18 protein-coding genes are annotated in these 20316 nt (G+C 60.4%); 6 read left to right on the plus strand and 12 right to left on the minus strand.

The features are described from left to right. Positions 1-5 precede the first annotated feature (5 nt). Positions 6-950, minus strand: coding sequence for a 2-hydroxyacid dehydrogenase (locus tag BMY45_RS09260; protein WP_092396847.1), 945 nt, complete (start codon positions 948-950; stop codon positions 6-8). A gap of 402 nt (positions 951-1352) precedes the next feature. Between BMY45_RS09260 and BMY45_RS09265 the strand changes: the two genes are divergently transcribed. Then, positions 1353-2633, plus strand: coding sequence for a serine/threonine transporter (locus BMY45_RS09265; protein ID WP_092396849.1), 1281 nt, complete (start codon positions 1353-1355; stop codon positions 2631-2633). Positions 2634-2889: 256 nt separating this feature from the next. Here BMY45_RS09265 and acnB read toward each other — a convergent pair whose 3' ends face one another. Then, positions 2890-5490, minus strand: a complete 2601-nt coding sequence (gene acnB, locus BMY45_RS09270; protein ID WP_092396851.1) for a bifunctional aconitate hydratase 2/2-methylisocitrate dehydratase — start codon at positions 5488-5490, stop codon at positions 2890-2892. A 408-nt stretch (positions 5491-5898) separates the two neighbouring features. Here acnB and BMY45_RS09275 point away from each other — a divergent pair, with 408 nt between their 5' ends. Next, entirely contained in the window at positions 5899-6369 is a 471-nt protein-coding gene (locus BMY45_RS09275) for a DUF1289 domain-containing protein (protein WP_092396853.1), read from the plus strand. A gap of 136 nt (positions 6370-6505) precedes the next feature. Here the strand turns inward: BMY45_RS09275 and BMY45_RS09280 are convergent, their stop codons facing one another. Continuing rightward, the gene (locus BMY45_RS09280; RefSeq protein ID WP_092396855.1) at positions 6506-7369 is read right to left on the minus strand and encodes a universal stress protein; all 864 of its coding nucleotides are present in this window, start codon (positions 7367-7369) and stop codon (positions 6506-6508) included. 159 nt (positions 7370-7528) lie between these two features. On the opposite strand from BMY45_RS09280, the gene BMY45_RS09285 reads away from it, so the two are divergent. Beyond that, positions 7529-8137 (plus strand): MiaE family protein, encoded by a 609-nt coding sequence (locus tag BMY45_RS09285; RefSeq protein WP_092396857.1) that lies wholly within the window; start codon positions 7529-7531, stop codon positions 8135-8137. Positions 8138-8240: 103 nt separating this feature from the next. Here the strand turns inward: BMY45_RS09285 and BMY45_RS09290 are convergent, their stop codons facing one another. From BMY45_RS09290 to BMY45_RS09300, 3 genes are all read right to left on the minus strand, one after another. Beyond that, positions 8241-8729 (minus strand): GFA family protein, encoded by a 489-nt coding sequence (locus tag BMY45_RS09290; RefSeq protein ID WP_092396859.1) that lies wholly within the window; start codon positions 8727-8729, stop codon positions 8241-8243. 202 nt (positions 8730-8931) lie between these two features. Continuing rightward, positions 8932-9549, minus strand: coding sequence for a DNA-3-methyladenine glycosylase family protein (locus tag BMY45_RS09295; RefSeq protein ID WP_092396861.1), 618 nt, complete (start codon positions 9547-9549; stop codon positions 8932-8934). A 23-nt stretch (positions 9550-9572) separates the two neighbouring features. Next, positions 9573-10655: a bifunctional transcriptional activator/DNA repair enzyme AdaA gene (locus BMY45_RS09300; protein ID WP_092396863.1), complete on the minus strand. Its 1083-nt coding sequence runs from the start codon at positions 10653-10655 to the stop codon at positions 9573-9575. A 144-nt stretch (positions 10656-10799) separates the two neighbouring features. Here BMY45_RS09300 and BMY45_RS28145 point away from each other — a divergent pair, with 144 nt between their 5' ends. Further along, entirely contained in the window at positions 10800-11276 is a 477-nt protein-coding gene (locus tag BMY45_RS28145; protein ID WP_177193327.1) for a hypothetical protein, read from the plus strand. Positions 11277-11355: 79 nt separating this feature from the next. Here BMY45_RS28145 and BMY45_RS09310 read toward each other — a convergent pair whose 3' ends face one another. Continuing rightward, positions 11356-12810 (minus strand): TrkH family potassium uptake protein, encoded by a 1455-nt coding sequence (locus BMY45_RS09310; RefSeq protein WP_092396867.1) that lies wholly within the window; start codon positions 12808-12810, stop codon positions 11356-11358. Between the two features lie 201 nt (positions 12811-13011). On the opposite strand from BMY45_RS09310, the gene BMY45_RS09315 reads away from it, so the two are divergent. Beyond that, positions 13012-13599: a LysE family translocator gene (locus BMY45_RS09315; protein ID WP_092396869.1), complete on the plus strand. Its 588-nt coding sequence runs from the start codon at positions 13012-13014 to the stop codon at positions 13597-13599. Positions 13600-13625: 26 nt separating this feature from the next. On the opposite strand, the gene BMY45_RS09320 is transcribed toward BMY45_RS09315, so the two are convergent. Then, positions 13626-14450 (minus strand): helix-turn-helix transcriptional regulator, encoded by an 825-nt coding sequence (locus BMY45_RS09320; RefSeq protein WP_092396871.1) that lies wholly within the window; start codon positions 14448-14450, stop codon positions 13626-13628. A gap of 137 nt (positions 14451-14587) precedes the next feature. On the opposite strand from BMY45_RS09320, the gene BMY45_RS09325 reads away from it, so the two are divergent. Then, positions 14588-15550, plus strand: a complete 963-nt coding sequence (locus BMY45_RS09325) for a GGDEF domain-containing protein (RefSeq protein ID WP_092396873.1) — start codon at positions 14588-14590, stop codon at positions 15548-15550. Positions 15551-15791: 241 nt separating this feature from the next. Here BMY45_RS09325 and fabI read toward each other — a convergent pair whose 3' ends face one another. The 4 genes from fabI to BMY45_RS09345 are packed head-to-tail and all read right to left on the minus strand — an operon-like array spanning position 15792 to position 20312. Next, complete coding sequence (gene fabI, locus BMY45_RS09330; protein ID WP_092396875.1) at positions 15792-16586, minus strand: enoyl-ACP reductase FabI; 795 nt, start codon at positions 16584-16586, stop codon at positions 15792-15794. A 19-nt stretch (positions 16587-16605) separates the two neighbouring features. Then, positions 16606-18216, minus strand: a complete 1611-nt coding sequence (locus BMY45_RS09335) for an ABC transporter ATP-binding protein (RefSeq protein ID WP_092396877.1) — start codon at positions 18214-18216, stop codon at positions 16606-16608. 1 nt (position 18217) lies between these two features. Beyond that, positions 18218-19237, minus strand: a complete 1020-nt coding sequence (locus BMY45_RS09340) for an ABC transporter permease (protein ID WP_047225759.1) — start codon at positions 19235-19237, stop codon at positions 18218-18220. A gap of 1 nt (position 19238) precedes the next feature. Next, positions 19239-20312 (minus strand): microcin C ABC transporter permease YejB, encoded by a 1074-nt coding sequence (locus BMY45_RS09345; RefSeq protein WP_047225760.1) that lies wholly within the window; start codon positions 20310-20312, stop codon positions 19239-19241. Positions 20313-20316: the final 4 nt, after the last annotated feature.

Raw genomic sequence — 20316 nt, forward strand, 5'->3', positions numbered from 1 at the left:
CGCTCCTAGTCGGGTAAGCGCACCGGCGTCAGCACCGGTTTGCCGGAAAAGAACGCAGTCAGATTCTGGCCCACCAGCTCCACCATGGCGCGGGTCGCTTCCGGCGACAGACCGGCCACGTGGGGTGTGAGGACGACGTTGGGCAGGTTTTTCAGCGCTTGCGGCACCTCGGGCTCGTGATCGAACACATCCAGGGCCGCGCCAGCGATTCGTCGCTGCTCCAGGGCGCTGATCAGGTCGTCGGTAGCCACCACACTGGCCCGGGCGACATTCACCAGAAACCCTTTTGGCCCAAGGGCATCGAGGGCCTGCTTGTTGATCAACTGTCGGGTATCCAGGCCGCCTGGCGTGGCGACGATCAGGAAGTCCGAGACCCGCGCCAGTTCCGTGGGCGTGGCGCAGAAGGTGTAGGGCACGTCAGTGCGTACCCGGCGATTGTGATAGCTGACACTCATGTCAAAGCCCAGAGCGGCCCGCTTGGCGATCGCCATGCCCACCGCGCCAAGGCCCAGCACCCCCAGCCGTTTACCGGCCAGGGAAGGGCGCGCACTCCTCGGCCATTCGCCCCGGCGCAGGGCGGCATCGCAATGGGGTACGTCGCGCACCAACGCCAGCAACAGCGCCATGGCATGGTCGGCTACCGACGACGCGTTGACTCCGGCGCCATTGGTCACCACCACGCCGCGCTGCTGGGCAGCCTGCAGGTCCACCTGTTCGTAGCCGGCGCCGATCACGCAGATGATTTTCAGGTTGGGCAGGGCGGCAATTTCCTCGGCCGTCAAACCCAGGGGGCCGCGGGTCAGTACCGCGCTGAACCGTTCTCCATGTTCGTAAATCGCCGTCTTGCGCTCGGCAGGCGTTGGCGCCAACTCCAAGTGATAACCCTGACGCTCAAGAATCGGCAGGTATTCGTTGACGGTTTCAACCAGGACAAGAACGGTTGCGGTCATGCTGTGCTCCTGTGGGCTATAGGACTGACGAAACCCTGTTGGGAGCGAGCCTGCTGGCGATAGCGGTGTCTCAGGCAATACCAAGGCTGGCTGATCCATCGCTATCGCGAGCAGGCTCGCTCCCACAGGGTTTTGTGCATTATGGCTTAGCGTGCGCGGGCAGTTGTTTCATCTGTTCTGAGTGTAGGAGCTGGCGCAAAACGGCGATAGGCCGGCGGCTTCATTCCCCAGCATTATTTGCGGCAGATGCGCCGCCTTCACGACCACTCCTCAGCTAACTCTTTGCTTCTGCTCGTTAATCCCGGACAATCGCGCCCCTGTTTCGGCCAGGGCGCTGCCTGTCGGGGTTTTCTGACTCGTCCCGGCCGGGTGCATGTGACCGGAATACGGAGATCCGACCGGATGAATGATCAGGCCACTGGCGTCGAAGAACGCTTTGAAACGACCGCCCCAACGACGCTCAGCCAATGGGGACGCCATGACACCACCTGGATGCTGGGCCTGTTTGGCACCGCCATCGGTGCAGGTACTTTGTTTTTACCCATCAACGCCGGCCTCGGCGGTTTCTGGCCGCTGTTGATCCTGGCGTTGCTGGCGTTTCCCATGACGTTCTACGCCCACCGGGGGCTGACCCGTTTCGTGTTGTCCGGCCGTGACGGCGCGGACATCACTGAGGTGGTGGAGGAGCATTTCGGTATCAAGGCCGGTGCGCTGATCACGTTGCTGTACTTCTTTGCGATTTTTCCGATCCTGCTGATCTACAGCGTGGCGCTGACCAATACGGTGGGCAGTTTCCTTGCGCATCAATTGCATATCCAGCCGCCACCTCGGGTGGTGCTGTCGCTGGTGTTGATCCTGGGTTTGCTGGCAGTGGTGCGATGCGGCGAGCAGGCAATCGTCAAGGCCATGAGCCTGATGGTCTATCCGTTTATCGTAGCGTTGCTGTTCCTGGCGGTGTTTCTGATCCCGCACTGGAACGGTGGCATCCTGACCACTGCGTCCACACTGCCTGAACCTTCGGCAATGCTGCATACTTTGTGGCTGGCGATTCCGGTGATGGTGTTCTCGTTTAACCATTCGCCGATCATCTCGGCGTTTGCGGTGGATCAGAAGCGTCGCCATGGTGATAACGCCGAGGTGCGCAGTTCGCAGATCCTGTCGCGCGCCCATGTGCTGATGGTGGTGATGGTGCTGTTCTTTGTGTTCAGTTGTGTTTTGACGCTTTCCCCGTCGCAACTGGCCGAGGCCAAGGCGCAGAATCTGTCGATCCTGTCGTACCTGGCCAACCACTTCAGCAATCCGACCATTGCTTTTGCTGCGCCGTTGATTGCGTTCGTGGCGATCTCCAAATCCTTCCTGGGGCATTACATTGGCGCCAGCGAAGGCCTCAAGGGCCTGATCGTCAAGAGCGGTCGACGTCCGGCGGCAAAGACCCTGGACCGTCTGACGGCGGCGTTCATGCTGGTGGTGTGCTGGATCGTCGCCACCCTTAACCCCAGCATCCTGGGCATGATCGAAACCCTGGGCGGCCCGGTGATCGCGGCGATCCTGTTCCTGATGCCGATGTACGCCATCCAGAAAGTCCCGGCCATGGCCCGTTACCGCGGCCAGGCGTCCAATGTGTTCGTGACGCTGGTGGGGGTGGTGGCAATCACCGCGCTGGTCTATTCCCTGACAGCCTGACCCGATCCTTGTGGGAGCGAGCTTGCTCGCGATGGCGTCGGGTAAGCAGTATTGATGTCGACTGATCCACCGCTATCGCGAGCAGGCTCGCTCCCACAGTTTTTCGAGGTGTTCATAGAAGCAGCGTCAGGCACAGATCCCCTGTGGGAGCGAGCCTGCTCGCGATAGCGGTAGGTCAGTTTGCATCGAAATGACAGGCATAAAAAAACGCCGCCCCTCGCAAGAGGGGCGGCGTTTTCAGTCGAGCGTTGAAGCCTTAGGCTTGAACGACCGGGATGTTGGCATTGGCAGCCGCTTCACGGAACTCGGCGATCTGGTCGAAGCTCAGGTAGCGGTACACGTCCGCTGCCATGCTGTCGATCTTGCCGGCGTATTCCATGTACTCCTCGACAGTCGGCAGGCGACCCAGGATGGACGCCACGGATGCCAGTTCGGCCGAAGCCAGGTAGACATTCGCGCCGTCGCCCAGACGGTTCGGGAAGTTACGGGTCGAAGTCGACACCACGGTGGAGTTCGGTTCCACGCGTGCCTGGTTACCCATGCACAGCGAGCAGCCTGGCATTTCCATCCGGGCACCGGCCTTGCCGTAGATGCCGTAGTAGCCTTCTTCGGTGAGCTGGTGAGCGTCCATCTTGGTCGGCGGCGAGAGCCACAGACGAGTTGGCAACTGACCCTTGACCTGTTCCAGCAACTTACCGGCAGCGCGGAAGTGGCCGATGTTGGTCATGCACGAACCGATGAACACTTCGTCGATCTTCTGCCCAGCGACGCTGGAGAGCAGGCGGGCATCGTCCGGGTCGTTCGGCGCGCAGAGCACAGGCTCCTTGACGTCGGCCAGGTCGATCTCGATGACTTCGGCGTATTCGGCGTCCTTGTCGGCTTCCAGCAGTTCCGGGTTGGCCAGCCAGGCTTCCATCGCCTGGGCACGACGCTCCAGGGTGCGGGCATCGCCGTAGCCTTCGCCGATCATCCAGCGCAGCAGGGTGATGTTCGATTGCAGGTATTCGGCAATCGATTCCTTGGACAGCTTGATGGTGCAACCGGCAGCCGAACGTTCGGCCGAGGCGTCGGACAGTTCGAACGCTTGCTCGACGGTCAGGGTTTCCAGGCCTTCGATTTCCAGGATGCGGCCGGAGAAGGCGTTCTTCTTGCCTTTTTTCTCGACGGTCAACAGACCTTTCTGGATCGCGTAGTAAGGGATGGCGTGTACCAGGTCACGCAGGGTGACGCCCGGTTGCAGCTTGCCCTTGAAGCGAACCAGGATCGATTCCGGCATGTCCAGCGGCATGACGCCAGTGGCGGCGGCGAACGCCACCAGGCCGGAACCGGCCGGGAAGGAGATACCGATCGGGAAACGGGTGTGGGAGTCACCACCGGTGCCGACGGTGTCCGGCAGCAGCATGCGGTTCAGCCAGCTGTGGATGATGCCGTCGCCTGGACGCAGGGATACGCCGCCACGGGTCATGATGAAGTCAGGCAGGGTGTGGTGGGTGGTCACGTCGATCGGCTTTGGATAGGCCGCGGTGTGGCAGAAGGACTGCATCACCAGATCGGTCGAGAAGCCCAGGCACGCCAGGTCTTTCAATTCGTCACGGGTCATCGGGCCAGTGGTGTCCTGGGAACCGACGGTGGTCATCTTCGGCTCGCAGTAGGTGCCCGGACGAACGCCGGTCACGCCGCAGGCCTTGCCGACCATTTTCTGCGCCAGGGTGAAACCCTTGGTGCTTTCGGCCGGGGCTTCAGGCTTCTTGAACAGGTCCGAAGCAGGCAGGCCCAGCTCGGCACGTGCCTTCTCGGTCAGGCCACGGCCGATGATCAGCGGGATACGGCCGCCGGCACGTACTTCGTCCAACAGGACCGGGGTCTTCATTTCGAAGGTGGTCAGGACTTCATCGGTGCCGTGCTTGCAGACTTTGCCAGCATGCGGGTACAGGTCGATCACGTCGCCCATGTGCATGTTGGACACATCGAATTCGATCGGCAGGGCGCCGGCGTCTTCCATGGTGTTGTAGAAAATCGGCGCGATCTTGCTGCCGAAGCAGAAACCACCGGCACGCTTGTTCGGTACGTAAGGAACGTCGTCACCGAAGAACCACAGCACTGAGTTGGTCGCCGATTTACGCGACGAACCGGTACCGACCACGTCACCGACGTAGGCGATCGGGAAGCCCTGGCCGCGCATCTCTTCGATCTGCTTCATCGGACCGGTCTTGCCTTGTTCATCCGGCACGATACCGTCACGGGCCATTTTCAGCATGGCCAGGGCATGCAGTGGGATGTCCGGGCGGGACCAGGCGTCAGGAGCCGGGGAGAGGTCGTCGGTGTTGGTTTCGCCGGTAACCTTGAACACGCGCAGGCTGATCTTGTCGGCCAGAACCGGGCGGTTCTTGAACCACTCGCCGTCGGCCCAGGATTGCAGCACGCCCTTGGCGTGAACGTTGCCATTGCGGGCCTTTTCAGCCACGTCGTGGAAAGCGTCGAACATCAGCAGGGTGTGCTTGAGTTCTTCGGCGGCAACGGGCGCCAGTTCGGCGTCGTCCAGCAGGTCCACCAGGGTCACGATGTTGTAGCCGCCCTGCATGGTGCCGAGCAGTTCAACGGCGCGCTTCTTGTCCAGCAGAGGGGATTGGGCTTCGCCTTTGGCCAGGGCGGACAGGAAACCGGCCTTCACGTAGGCGGCTTCGTCGACTCCAGGCGGAACGCGATTGGTGATCAGGTCAACGAGGAAAGCTTCTTCGCCAGCCGGAGGATTCTTCAGCAGCTCGATCAGGCCTGCGGTTTGTTCGGCGTTAAGCGGCTGGGGAACGATACCCAGTGCTGCACGCTCTTCGATATGTTTGCGGTAGGCTTCAAGCACAGTTATTACCCTCATCAGTGGTCCCAAATGGGTGTCCGGGACGCTCATCCAGAAACCCACGGTACTCATGCGCGTCGGGGGCTTTTTGAGCCACCACGCCAGAGTTTCCGCGAGTTCCTCACAGAAGCTGCTTTCAAAGTTTTACGCCTGCAGAACGGGGAGCTGATGAGGGTTGGCGTTGGGCTTTCCCCGCTGGAAAGACCCTCGGCCAACACCGCTCTGAAGGAACGACTGTGCTCGTGACGCTTTGAAAACAGCTTCTAACGGACATTGGCGCCTTAAAAGGCTGGCTGATTCTACGGCAAAAAAAAAATAAACGTAAGTTAGGCCCTGAAGTTTGAGGGGTGATCAATCTTAGACAAAGGGCTAACATGCCGGCCTGTCCTGCTTTTGCGTGTGCTTTTCCCTATGCCCAACCAGCTCATCAAGACCCCCTGCGTCGGCCTCTGCTCCACTGTCTATGGTGACCTGGTGTGCCGTGGCTGCAAGCGGTTCCACCATGAAGTGATTCACTGGAACGGCTATAACGAGGAGGAGAAACGCGCGGTGTGGATGCGGCTGGAGCAGTTGCTGGTCCAGGTGATGGTGGCCAAGCTGGAGGTTTTTGATCCTGCCCTGCTGCGCCAGCAACTGGAAACACGCAAGATCCGGTTTGTGCCGCACCAGTCGGAATATTGCTGGGCTTATCAATTGATCGCCCGTGGCGCGCGGGTGATCAACAATCTGGAAGCCTACGGCATGGTGCTGATGCCGGAATTTCGCGACTGGGACCTGCCGGATCTGCGCGACGCCATTGATCGGGAATTCTTCCTGCTGTCCGAAGCCCATTACCAGCGCTACATTGCGCCGGGGTTTCTGAAGGATGCCATTGGCGGCTGACTCCCGGCCATTTGTGCAAAGAGCTTTTGTGGCGAGGGGATTTATCCCCGTTCGGCTGCGAAGCAGGCGTCTGGCGTTTAGAGTGATGGGCCTGCTCCGCAGTCCAACGGGGATAAATCCCCTCGCCACAGCGTATTTATTCCTTGACCGCCAACTCCACCAGATGATCCTCAACCTCCTGCGGTTTGAGTACCAGCACATCGCTTTCCAGCGTATCGAGCACCGCCTCGGCGGTGTTGCCGATCAGGACACCGGACAACCCGGAACGCGCCACGGTGCCGATCACTGTCACCGCCGCCTGCAGCTTGCGCGCCATGTATGGAATCAGGACGTCCGCCGGACCTTCTTCGATGTGCAGGTGTTGGTCGTCGATGTCGAACTCAGCCTGGAACGCCCGGCATTGTTCGCGGTATTTGGCCTCGATGGTTTCCTTGAGCTGGAACGTAGGGTCGGCGGACGAAAGCATCGGTGTGGGATGGGCGCTGATCACGTGCAGGTGCGCCTTGGCCAGGATGGCAATGTCGTAGCCGTGATCGATGATGGTGGCGTGCAGGTGACGGTGTTCGCCGTCGGCATTGCCCACGTCGACGGCGGCCAGGATCACTTTGTCTTTCCAGGAGCCGGCGGTTTTTACCAGCAGCACCGGAGTCGGACAATGGCGCAGCAATTTCCAGTCTGCCGGGGTGAGCAGGGCTTTTTTCAGCGGGCTGTCGGGAAAATGTTGCTTGATCACCAGGCCGCAGCCTTCGGCCTGCTGGACGTCGATGATGGTTTCATACAGGCTTTCGTTCCAGGCCTGTTCGGTGGTCACGCTGTAGCCGTCGGCCAGCAACGCGGCCTTCAGCACGCTGAGCATGCCGGCATGGTCATGCTTTTTGTCGCACACCAGCAGGTGCAAGTGAGCCTGGGTCACACCGGCAATCAGCTTGGCGCGCTTGAGCGCCAGGCTTTCCGAATGTTCGGGGTCGATGACCACCAGAATGCTGCGAATGGCTTGCATGATCGGCGTCTCCAGCAATAAAAAGGCATGGCGTTGCTCAACTATAGTTGTTGTATGGCAGTCGTCGACTTGATGCATATCAACGGCGGTGGCTGGTGGTCTGGAAGCAGGCCGGTATAATCGGCGCCCTTCGCTCGACTACCTTTTTCCGTGAGCCCCATGATCCTTCCCGAAATTCATGAATTCCTTGGTTGCCGCACGCCCGATGCCTGGGTCCAGGCGGCGCTGGCCGACCAGGAGACGCTGCTGATCGACCACAAGAACTGCGAATTCAAGGCCGCCAGCACCGCCCTGAGCCTGATCGCCAAGTACCACTCCCACGTTGACCTGATTAACCTGATGTCACGTCTGGCCCGGGAAGAACTGGTGCATCACGAACAGGTGATGCGCCTGATGAAAAAACGCAAGGTCGGCTTGCGCCAGCTCTCTGCCGGACGTTACGCCTCGGGGCTGCGCAAAGTGGTCCGCAGCCACGAACCGGTGAAACTGGTGGACACCCTGGTGGTCGGCGCCTTCATCGAAGCCCGTAGTTGCGAGCGTTTCGAGGCCCTGGTGCCGCACCTGGACGAAGAGCTGGGCAAGTTCTATTTCGGCTTGCTCAAAAGCGAAGCGCGGCATTTCCAGGGCTACCTGAAGCTGGCCTACCAGTATGGCGACGCCAAGGACATCGCCCAGGTGATCGACAAGGTGCGTGACGCCGAGCAGGCGCTGATTGAATCGCCGGATGTGGAATTTCGCTTCCACAGTGGTGTGCCCGTCGCTGCGTGAGATAGGTAGGATCAAAAAAGATCGCAGCCTTCGGCAGCTCCTACAGAACGCCCGCCATCCAACTGTAGGAGCTGCCGAAGGCTGCGATCTTTTATGAAAGCCCCTAATCGCTCAAACCCAGCCGCTCATGCCACTGGGCAATCGACTCCTGGGGATAGACCTCGAACTGCTGATCGCCGGCATGCGCTTGGACTTCCACCCACGGAGCCTTGGAGCCCAGCATCAGATGGGTGTGCTCAGGCGGTACCGGCAACGGCGTGTCGATGGCAGAGGCGAACGGGTGGATCAGCTCCGGCCATTCGGGGCTGAACAGCCACAAACCCGAGCCGCAAAGGGAGCAGAAGTGCCGTTCGGCGCTGCTGCGGTGGGCGCGTTTATCCCCTTCATCCTTGAGCCGTGCATGGTAGATCGAGATGTGCTTGCGACCGCGCACTTTCAGGCTCCGGGCATCGCCCCCCAGGTTGATTGCAAAACCGCCTCCACCTTGGGTCTTGCGACAGATCGAGCAGTAGCAGCGCTGATAAGGGTAGGGATGGGCGCAGGCCAAGCTGAACGACACCGCGCCGCAGTGGCAGGATCCTTCGAGCTGCATGGGAACCTCCAATTGGTGATTGGGAAATGGTTCTGGATAGCCTAGACGCTCAGCGTTTTTTGACAGTTGAATTCAGGCCGGCCATGCGGCAGCCATCGCGAGCAGGCTCGCTCCCACATTTGATCTTCAGTGAACACAAGTAATGTCTACACAGGAAATCCCCTGTGGGAGCGAGCCTGCTCGCGATGAACGATGACGCGCTCTAGCGACCGGGCACCCGCCACAAATACCACGCCGCCACCGTCCGATAAGGGCTCCACGCCTGTCCAATCCCAACCATCTGTTTGCGCGTCGGTTGGACGTCCAAGCCCTTAAGCCGCCGATACCCCTCACGCACCCCAAAATCATCCGCCGGCAGAATATCCGGCCGTTCCAGGCTGTAGATCAGCAGCATCTCCACGGTCCAGCGTCCGATGCCGCGCAAGGTGATCAGGCGTTCGATCAAGGCCTCATCATCCATGGCCAGCGCCGTGACGTAGTCCGGCACCACCGCGTCCAGCGTTGCCTGGGCGATGCCCTGTATGGTCACGATCTTGCTGGCGGAAAATCCGCAATCGCGCAGCTGTTGGGTGTCAGTCGCCAGGATCTGCTCCGGGCTTGGGAAAGTCGCGCCGGGAAACAGCCGCAGAAAGCGACCGAGAATCGCATCGCCGGCTTTAGCATGCAGTTGTTGATAGGCAATCGCCCGGACCAGGGCTTCGTACGGGTCGCGGGACGGTTTGGGCTGCAGCAGGCAAGGGCCGATCATTTCGACATGGCGGCGCCAGTCTTCGTCGAGGCTTGCCAGAAAGGTGCTTGCATCGTGGTACGGGACAGACATCAGGTGTTCACTCGGCAGGCTGATCAGAATGCCAGTGGCAGGGACACCTGCACCGCGGCTTTCTCCAGCCGCAATAGAAAAGCCTTGCGTGGCTGCCCGCCACCATAACCGGTCAATGAACCGTCCGCACCGATTACCCGGTGGCAGGGGATGACGATGGCCAGGCGATTCTGGCCGTTGGCCAGCCCCACCGCGCGGCTGGCGCCAGGACTGCCGAGGGCCGTGGCGATGTTGCCGTAGCTACGGGTCTCGCCGTAGGGGATTTTTTCCAGTTCAGCCCAGACCCGGACGGCGAAGGCGCTGCCGGGCATGTGCAGCGGCACGCTGAACGAGGTGAGCTTCCCGGCGAAGTAGTCGACCAGTTCGGTTTCGATCTGCTGCAAGTGGGGGTTGTGCCCCGGGGCGACGGTATAGCCATAGCGCTGTTGCAATTCTTCGATTTCCCGAGTCAGGGCCGGGCGGTCGAGAAATTCCAGTAACACCAGGCCGCGCCGTTCGGCCATGGCCAGCATCGGCCCCAGTGGCGTGGTCAGACGGGTGAACAGCAAGGGTTCGCTGTGGGCGGCGCGACCCGGTGTGATGTGGAAAGACTTCACGAAGGCATCACGAAATCCGCTCAGGGACTCGTAGCCCGAATCGAAGGCCGCATTGTCGATGGAAGTGCCTTCCTTGATTCCCCCCAGCGCAAGGCCCAACCGACGGGTGCGCAGGTACGCGTGGAAGGTCATGCCGAAATGCTGCTTGAACCAGCGCCGCAGCTTCAGCGGTTCGATGCCTTGTTCCAGCAATGAGGCATCGGTCCAGCGCAGGTCGGGTTGATCGTTCACGGCCTTGAGCAGCGCTTGGATCCAGTCCGGTGCGATCGCGGCGGCATCCAGCGGCTTGCACCGCAGACAGGCCCGGTAGCCGGCCGACATGGCTTCGTCAGCGTGGGCGAAGAATTCGACGTTCTCCGGCTTTGGCTTGCGTGCCGTGCAGCTGGGGCGACAGAAGATGCCGGTGGTCTTGACCGCCGTGAAGAACACCCCTTCATAAGCGGTGTCTCGTTCGAGCATGGCGCGGACCATCTCGGCATGGGGTGGGAGCAACGAGTCATGTAGGTTCATGGGGTGAGCATAGAGCCAGGCTCGGGAGGGCTCCACCGGAAAATCGACAGTGAATTTCCATTCACTTGGTCGGCTGGTTACGAACAAAAGTGGAACTCCTGAGTCTTAAAGGCTCAACCGTTGTTTTTGTCTTTCGGAGACATCATGTCCAAACATAAGAAATCCCTGATTGCCGTCGCTGTGTGCGCCTTGATGCTGAGTGCTTCAGCCTTGTTGCCCGCCGACCTGTCGCCTATTGGCGCGAGCTACGCTGCCGGTGGTGGCAATGGCAATGGCGGTGGCGGTGGCGGCGGTAAGGGCGGTGGAAACGGCGGCGGCCACGGTGGTGGTGTCGGCGGTGGCCAGGGCAGTGGCAAGTCCAGCGCTTCCAGCGGCTTTGGCAAAGGATTGACCAGCGACCACACCGGCACCCGCACTCGCGATCATGGCCTGAGCGGCAAACACACCGGTACCACCCGCACCGACCGGACCAGCAAGGCTTCGCTCACGTCAAACATCGCCAAGGACCGTGACACTCGCGGTTTGACCAAGGCGTCGGCCATTTCCACCGCTACGCCAGGCACCCACAACACCAAGGGACTGACCAACGCGACCAGCTCCTCGATCAAGAACGACCGCTGATCGCTTGAAAAAAAGCCGCGACGCCATGGATTGGCGTCGCGGCTTTTTTCGTTTATCGGCTTCGCATTGTCCGAAGTGTTCAATACTTCCAGAACACCGGCGTGAACAACACCAGGACGGTCAGGATCTCCAGGCGACCCAGCAGCATGCCAATGGTCAGCAGCCATTTGGCCGCATCCGGTAAGGTCGAGAAGTTGCCGGCCGGGCCGATGATCGAACCCAGCCCTGGGCCCACGTTGCACACGGCCGTGGCGGCACCGGTCAGGGCCGTCGTCCAGTCCAGGCCGATCAGTGCAAGCCCAAGGGCGATAGCGCCGATGGTAATGGTGAAGAAAAAAGAAAACGTCAGCAGCGAACGGACGATCTCTTCGTCGATGGGGTGCTTATTGTATTTTTTCTGGATCACCGCCCGCGGATGGATCAGTTGTTTCAAACTGCCCATCAGCAAGGCGCCAGCCACTTGAAAACGAAAGATTTTCAGCCCGCCGGAGGTGGAGCCCGAACAACCGCCGACAAACGTCAGGTAGAAAAACAACAGCAGGGCAAAACTGCCCCACAACGAGTAATCCCCCAGCGCCACACCAGTGGTGGTGACCACCGACGTCACGTTGACGGCCACGATGCGCACGGCGTCCAGCCAGGCGTAATCGCTGTTCAGGCTCAGCCAGGTTCCCACCACGAGCCAGGTAATGACCAGGAATCCGAGGAACCCTCGGACCTGATGATCCCTGAATAACGCTCGTTTGTTCCCGCGTAACGTGGCGACATACAAGGTGAAGGGCAGTGCGCCGGCGATCATGATAATCACCGAGATCCAGTGAATAGCCGGTTGAGACCAGTTGGCCAGGGACGAATCCGAAGTGGAGAACCCTCCGGTGGAAATCATGGTCATCGCATGGTTGATTGCTTCGAAAGGTGTCATGCCCGCCAGCCACAAGGCCAGGGCGGCCAGGGCACTCAACCCTAGGTAGAGCCACAGAATGTAGGTCGCCGCGACATGGGAGCGCGGTGTGACTTTCTCCGACCAGTCCGATGATTCGGTCTGGAACAGTCGCATGCCACCGACCCGCAACAGCGGCAGGATGGCCACCGCCATGCCGATGAAGCCGATCCCTCCGAGCCACTGCAACATCGAGCGCCAGATCAGCAGTCCGGGGGAGGCCTTGTCCAAGCCGGTGAGGATGGTCGAGCCGGTGGTGGTGATGCCGGACATCGTCTCGAAGAATGCGTCGGTGTAACTGATGTGCTGGATAAACACCATCGGCAGGGCCGCGAAGGTGCAGACAACGCCCCAACTGGCAGTGGTGAGCAGATACATGTCCCGCGGACGCAGTTGTATGTGCGCCGGCCGACCGCGGGCCACCAGCAAGACGCCGCAGACAAAGGTGATCAGGCTCGACCACAAAAACGCCGAAAGGTCATCGTTGCGCTCGTACACCATCAGCGTAATAAGCGGAATTGCCATGCTGGCGGCCAAGGTGATCAGGAAAATGCCGAGGATGAATCCGATAAACCGCACAGCCGCAAGGGACATAACACACGCCTGAAAGAATGAGCCGCCCAGTATCGATTTCGTTGGCCGGGCGCTGCGTAAAGTTTGCGTAAAAAAAGTGCCCGAAACAGCACCTGTCCGCGCGGCACGGTGAATGGCCGTCATTGGGCAGTTTTGTTCAAGACCGCCGGTGGCGTGCAATTTACCTTGAACGCCACCTCACGGACATGAAGAAGGTATGCAATGAGTCTGATTATTTCCATGGCGGCGTTCGCGCTGGTCGCTTCCATCACGCCTGGGCCGGTCAATATTGTCGCTCTCAGCTCCGGGGCTCGATACGGGTTTCGGGCCACCTTGCGTCACGTGGCCGGTGCCACTCTGGGGTTTGTCTTGCTGCTGGTGCTGATGGGGCTGGGGTTGCACGAAGTGCTGCAGCGCTGGCCGGGCCTCACGCGAGTGGTGCAACTGGGGGGCGTGGGTTTTCTGTTGTTCATGGCCTGGAAACTGGCGATGGACAACGGTCACCTAGGGGGCGGAGACGAGGAGCGGGCGCCGTCGATGTTCTACGGCGCGTTGATGCAGTGGCTCAACCCCAAGCCATGGCTGGCCTGTGTGGCCGGGATGGGCGCGTTCGTGGCCGATGGTGAGGCGCGGTTGGTGTGGCAGTTTGCGGCTATCTACCTGGTGATCTGTTACCTCTCGGTGGGCTGCTGGGCCTATGCCGGCAGTTTTCTACGGACCTGGTTGGGCAATCCGGCGACCATGCGCCTGTTCAATCGGACGATGGCGGCGTTGCTGGTGGTCAGTGCGGTGTATTTGTTGTTGCCTTGACCCAGACCCATAGGACTGAAGGGATATCAGCCGCGATACTGGCCCGGCGTGGCGGCCAGGTGTTGTTTGAAGGCTCGCTGAAAATGCGCCTGGTCGGCAAACCCGCTGTCCAGCGCCACGTCGGCGATCAACTTGCCTTCGCGCAATTGTCGACGGGCGAACTGGATTCGACGATTGACCAGGAACGCATGGGGCGTCATGCCGTAATGGCGCTTGAAGGCCCGGCTCAGGTACGACGGCGAAAGTTGTGCGGCGGCGCAGATGTCTTCGAGTTTCAAGGCCTCGCTGCAATGGTCATGGATAAACTGCGCCGCGCGCATCAGCCCCGGATGGCTCCCGCGGTCCGGGCGCCCGGCGGGGTTGAGCCGGTGTTGCAGGTCGATGAAGAACGCTTCGGCGGCGGCGTGTTTGCCGGCGATGTCGATCCGCTCGTCCACCAGTTGTGCATACAAACCCTGTAATGCGGCAAACAGCTCAATGTCACGGCTGTGGGTGGTGGCAAAACCCTGAAAATCCAGCGTCTCGTCAAAGCCGATTCGGCGCTGCAAGTCCGTCAGCCACTGGGTGTCGACGTACAGCATTACATACGACCATGGCTGATCATTGATCGGGTTGCACGCATGGACAGCGCCAGGGTTCATCAGCACGACCGTACCGCTCTCTACCTGGAAATTCGATTGCTCATGAAGGTAGGTGCTGCGACCGGCCGTGATTGCCCCGATGGAAAAATGGTCATGGGAATGACGCGAATAGCAGACCTTGCGCCCGTCGGCGATGGCTCGGGCTTCGATGAAGGGCAGCGCTGCATCACGCCAGAAACGTGGGGCGGCATCGTGGGTGGCGGGTTTCATCGGTGAGCGTCCTCGTCTTGAACCTGGGGCGCAGTGTATTCGGCCCCGTCGATAAATGCCTGTTTGATTTGGCCGTTCGGTTTGAAGGGGCGTGGGCCTGGGCTAGACTTCAACCAGCCCTCTCGATGGAGTTTGCGATGCTTGCGCCAGGTAAACCGGATAACGAAGCCGTTCGCCTCAAGAATTTGCACTCGCTCAAACTGCTCGACACCGCGCCCGAGGAGCGCTTCGACCGCCTGACTCGCCTTGCCCGGCGTTTGTTCGATGTGCCCATTGCGCTGGTATCGCTGGTGGATGCCAACCGTCAGTGGTTCAAATCCAACGCCGGCTTGGACGCCAGTGAGTCCGGGCGTGACGTTTCATTTTGTGGGCACGCCATTTTGCAGGATCAGATTATGGAGGTCTGCGACGCGGAACAGGACGAACGGTTTCGCGACAACCCGTTCGTCACGGATAAACCCGGCATTCGCTTCTACGCCGGGCACCCGTTGGCACTTGATGACGGCAGCAAGCTTGGAACCTTGTGCTTGCTGGACACCCGGCCGCGCAAGCTCAATGACGAAGAACGCGAACTGCTGCGCGACCTTGCCAGCATGGCCGAGCAGGAAATGGTTGCTGTGCAGATGGCGAGCATGGACGAACTGACGTTGCTGTCCAATCGGCGTGGTTTCAAGACACTGGCCCAGCATGCGTTGAGCGTGTGCGAGCGCCTGTCGCGTCCGGCAACGCTACTGTTCTTCGACCTTAACGATTTCAAACCCATCAACGATCGCTTTGGACATGCCGAGGGCGATACGGCGCTGAAAACCTTCGCCGACGTGCTACGCATCGCTTTCCGCGAAAGTGATGTGATCGGTCGTCTGGGCGGCGATGAGTTTGTCGCCTTGCTCACCGGCTCTTCCCATGTCGAAACTGCGGCGATCATGGCGCGGCTTGGGGAAATCCTCGACGAGCGCAACGCGATGTTGCAGCGTGGCTATGACATCCGTTTCAGCGTCGGCCAGATCGAATACGATCCCCAACGCTATCAGTCCATCGACAGCCTTTTGGCGGATGCCGATGCGGCGATGTACATCCAAAAACAGGCAAGTTCACGCTGAGGGCATCACATCAGGCCCTTATGTGTGCAGGTCCATCGTCATCGCGAGCAGGCTCGCTCCCACAGGGAATTTGTGGTTTGCCCAAAGTCTATGAGCAACGCGAAAAATGTGGGAGCGAGCCTGCTCGCGATAGCGGTGGCCCATTCAACACGAATGTAAGCTGACAGACGGGAACAAAAAAACGCCGCTTGTCCCTTCTCAGGACAAGCGGCGTTTTTACGCATAGCACGTGGCGTGAAGATTACTCTTCGAGATTACCCATGGCGGTGGTGTTGAAGCCGCCGTCTACGTACATGATTTCACCGCTGATGCCCGAGGCCAGGTCCGAGCACAGGAAGGCGCCGGCGTTGCCGACTTCTTCGATGGTGACGTTGCGACGCAGCGGGGTTTGCGCTTCGTTGGCGGCCAGCATTTTGCGGAAGTTCTTGATGCCGGAAGCGGCGAGGGTGCGGATCGGTCCGGCCGATACGCAGTTGACGCGGGTGCCGTCCGGGCCCAGGGAGCCGGCCAGGTAACGCACGCCTGCTTCCAAGGAAGCCTTGGCCATACCCATCACGTTGTAGTTCGGCATGGTGCGCTCGGCGCCCAGGTACGACAGGGTCAGCAGGCTGCCGTTGCGACCTTTCATCATTTCGCGACCGGCCTTGGCCAGGGCCACAAAGCTGTAGGCGCTGATGTCGTGGGCAATGCGGAAACCTTCACGGGTGGTGGCTTCGGTGAAGTCGCCGTCCAGTTGGTCCCCCGGGGCGAAGCCCACGGAGTGCACGATGCAGTCCAGACCGTCCCACTTCTTGCTCAGTTCTTCGAAGACCTTGGCGATTTCTTCATCGCTGGCCACGTCGCACGGGAAGCACAGCTCAGGGCTCGAACCCCAGCCTTGTGCGAACTCTTCGACACGACCCTTGAGTTTGTCGTTCTGATAAGTGAAGGCAAGCTCAGCGCCCTCGCGATGCATGGCGGCGGCGATGCCGGATGCGATGGACAGCTTGCTGGCGACACCGACGATCAGTACGCGCTTACCGGCGAGAAAACCCATGTGTTGCTCCTCTTTCAGGTTATTCGGCAGTTGTTGGGGCCAGGAAAGCGGCCTCCAGCAACTGCTGTGTATAGGGGTGTTGCGGCGCGGCGAATATGCTGCGGGCATCACCTTGTTCGACCACTTGGCCATGCTTGACCACCATCAACTGGTGGCTTAGCGCTTTGACGACAGCCAGGTCATGGCTGATAAACAGATACGTCAGGTTGTACTTGGTTTGCAGCGACCGCAACAGCTCCACCACCTGGCGTTGCACGGTACGGTCCAGGGCCGACGTCGGTTCATCCAGCAGAATCAACGCCGGCTTGAGCACCAGGGCCCGGGCAATGGCGATACGCTGCCGTTGCCCTCCGGAAAATTCATGGGGGTAGCGGTTCCGGGTTTCCGGATCCAGGCCGACCTCCTTCAATGCCTCGATTATCGCTTGTTCCTGCTCGGCCGCGGTGCCGATCTTGTGGATCCGCAGGCCTTCGCCGACGATCTGGCTGACACACATCCGTGGGCTCAGGCTGCCGAACGGGTCCTGAAACACCACTTGCATCTCCCGGCGTAACGGCCGGACCTGTTGCTGCGACAGGCAGTCCAGCTGCTTGCCTTCAAACCGGATCCCCCCCTGGCTGCCGATCAACCGCAAGATCGCCAGCCCCAGGGTGGACTTGCCGGAGCCGCTTTCGCCAACGATGCCCAGGGTCTGGCCCTGGGGCAGGCTGAAGCGGATCCCGTCCACGGCCTTTATGTAATCCACCGTGCGTTTGAACAGCCCTTTCTTGATCGGGAACCAGACTTTCAGGTCCTCGACCTGCAACAGCGGCGGGCCGACCACGTTGGTCGCCGGGTTGCCGCTGGGCTCGGCGGCCAGCAGTTCCCGAGTGTACGGATGCTGCGGCGCGCGGAACAGCTCTTCGCACGATGCCTGTTCGACGATGCAACCGCGCTGCATGACACATACGCGATGAGCAATTCTTCGCACCAGGTTCAAATCGTGGCTGATCAACAGCAGCGACATGCCCAGCCGCGCCTGCAAATCCTTGAGCAATTCGAGGATTTTCAGCTGGACGGTGACGTCCAGTGCCGTGGTCGGTTCGTCGGCAATCAGCAGTTCCGGCTCGTTGGCCAGGGCCATGGCGATCATCACCCGCTGGCGCTGGCCGCCAGACAACTCATGGGGCAGGGCCTTGAGGCGCTTGTGCGGCTCGGGGATGCCCACGAGTTCCAGCAACTCCAAGGTGCGACGGGTAGCGACCTTGCCGGACAGCCCCTTGTGAATGCCCAGCACTTCGTTGATCTGCTTCTCGATGCAGTGCAGCGGATTGAGGGACGTCATCGGTTCCTGAAAGATCATCGCGATCCGGTTGCCGCGGATATGGCGGATGGTCTTTTCTTTGAGCCCCAGTAAGTCCTGACCGGAATACTGGATGGTTCCGCTTGGATGGTGGGCCAGCGGGTAGGGCAGCAACCGCAGGATCGAGTGGGCGGTCACCGACTTGCCTGAGCCGCTTTCGCCGACCAGAGCCATGGTTTCGCCACGCTTGATGTCGAAACTGACGCCTTCGACGACTCGCTGGCGCCGTTCGCCAACAATGAACTCCACTGCCAAGTCGCGTACTTCGATCAGATTGTCCTGATTCATCTCACTTCCTCGGATCGAAGGCATCGCGAGCGGACTCGCCGATAAATACCAGCAGGCTCAGCATGATCGCCAGCACGGCGAACGCGCTGATGCCCAGCCAAGGCGCCTGCAGGTTGGATTTGCCCTGGGCCACCAGTTCACCCAGGGACGGCGCGCCCGGAGGTAAGCCAAACCCGAGGAAATCCAGGGCCGTGAGGGTGCCGATGGCGCCGGTGAGAATGAACGGCATGAACGTCATGGTCGAGACCATGGCGTTGGGCAGGATGTGGCGGAACATGATCGCGCCGTTCTGCATGCCTAATGCCCGCGCGGCACGCACGTATTCCAGATTGCGCCCGCGCAGGAACTCGGCGCGGACCACGTCCACCAGGCTCATCCAGGAGAACAGCAGCATGATGCCCAGCAACCACCAGAAGTTCGGTTGCACGAAACTGGCCAGGATGATCAGCAGGTAAAGCACCGGCAACCCTGACCAGATCTCCAGGAAGCGTTGGCCGGCCAGGTCGACCCAACCGCCATAAAAGCCCTGCAAGGCGCCGGCGATCACGCCGATGATTGAGCTGAGAAGGGTCAGTGTCAGGGCAAACAGCACCGAGACACGGAAGCCATAGATGACCCGGGCCAGCACATCGCGGCCCTGGTCGTCGGTGCCCAGCCAGTTGACCGAGGAAGGCGGTGCCGGGGCAGGGACCTTCAGGTCGTAATTGATGCTCTGGTAGCTGAACGGGATCGGTGCCCACAGCACCCACGCGTCCTTGGCGGCCAGCAGTTCGCGGATGTATGGGCTCTTGTAGTTGGCTTCCAGCGGAAATTCGCCGCCGAACGTGGTTTCCGGGTAGCGCTTGAGGGCCGGGAAGTACCAGCCGTCGTCGTAGTGCACCACCAGCGGCTTGTCATTGGCGATCAGTTCGGCGCCCAGGCTGAGCCCGAACAGGATCAGGAACAGCCACAGCGACCACCAGCCACGCTTGTTGGCCTTGAACAGTTCGAAACGGCGGCGATTGAGGGGGGACAGGTTCATCTCAATGCTCCCGGCTTTCGAAGTCGATGCGTGGATCGACAAAGGTGTAGGTCAGGTCACCGATCAGTTTCACCACCAGCCCCAGGAGGGTGAAGATGAACAGGGTGCCAAAGACCACCGGGTAGTCACGGTTGATGGCCGCCTCGAAACTCATCAATCCCAGGCCATCCAGGGAAAAGATCACCTCCACCAGCAACGAGCCGGTGAAGAAGATTCCGATGAACGCCGACGGGAAGCCGGCAATCACCAGCAACATTGCGTTGCGGAACACATGACCATAGAGCACCCGATTGCGGGTCAGACCCTTGGCCTTGGCGGTGACCACGTACTGCTTGTTGATTTCATCGAGGAAGCTGTTCTTGGTCAGCAGGGTCATGGTGGCAAAGTTGCCGATCACCAGGGCTGTCACAGGCAAGGCCAGGTGCCAGAAATAGTCGAGGATCTTGCCACCCATGCTCAGTTCGTCGAAATCGTTGGACGTCAGCCCCCGCAGCGGGAACCAGTTGAAATAGCTGCCGCCGGCAAACACCACGATCAGCAGGATGGCGAACAGGAATGCCGGGATGGCATAGCCGACAATGATGGCCGAACTGGTCCAGACGTCGAAGTGACTGCCATGCCGCGTTGCCTTGGCGATCCCCAGCGGGATCGACACCAGGTACATGATCAGCGTACTCCACAGCCCTAGGGAGATGGAGACCGGCATTTTTTCCTTGATCAGGTCGATGACCTTGGCGTCGCGGAAAAAACTGTCACCGAAATCCAGCCGGGCGTAGTTCTTGATCATGATCCACAGGCGTTCCGGTGCCGACTTGTCGAAGCCGTACATGCGCTCGATTTCCTTGACCAGCGCCGGGTCCAGGCCCTGGGCACCGCGATAGGCCGAGCCGGCCACCGACACTTCGGCACCGCCGCCGGCAATGCGGCTGGTGGCGCCTTCGAAGCCTTCGAGTTTGGCGATCATCTGCTCTACCGGCCCGCCGGGCGCGGCCTGGATGATCACGAAGTTGATCAACAGAATGCCGAACAGGGTTGGAATGATGAGTAACAGGCGCCGAAAGATATAAGCCAGCATCGGG

The organism is Pseudomonas sp. NFACC39-1 (genome assembly GCF_900110355.1).
Lineage (GTDB): Bacteria > Pseudomonadota > Gammaproteobacteria > Pseudomonadales > Pseudomonadaceae > Aquipseudomonas > Aquipseudomonas tehranensis.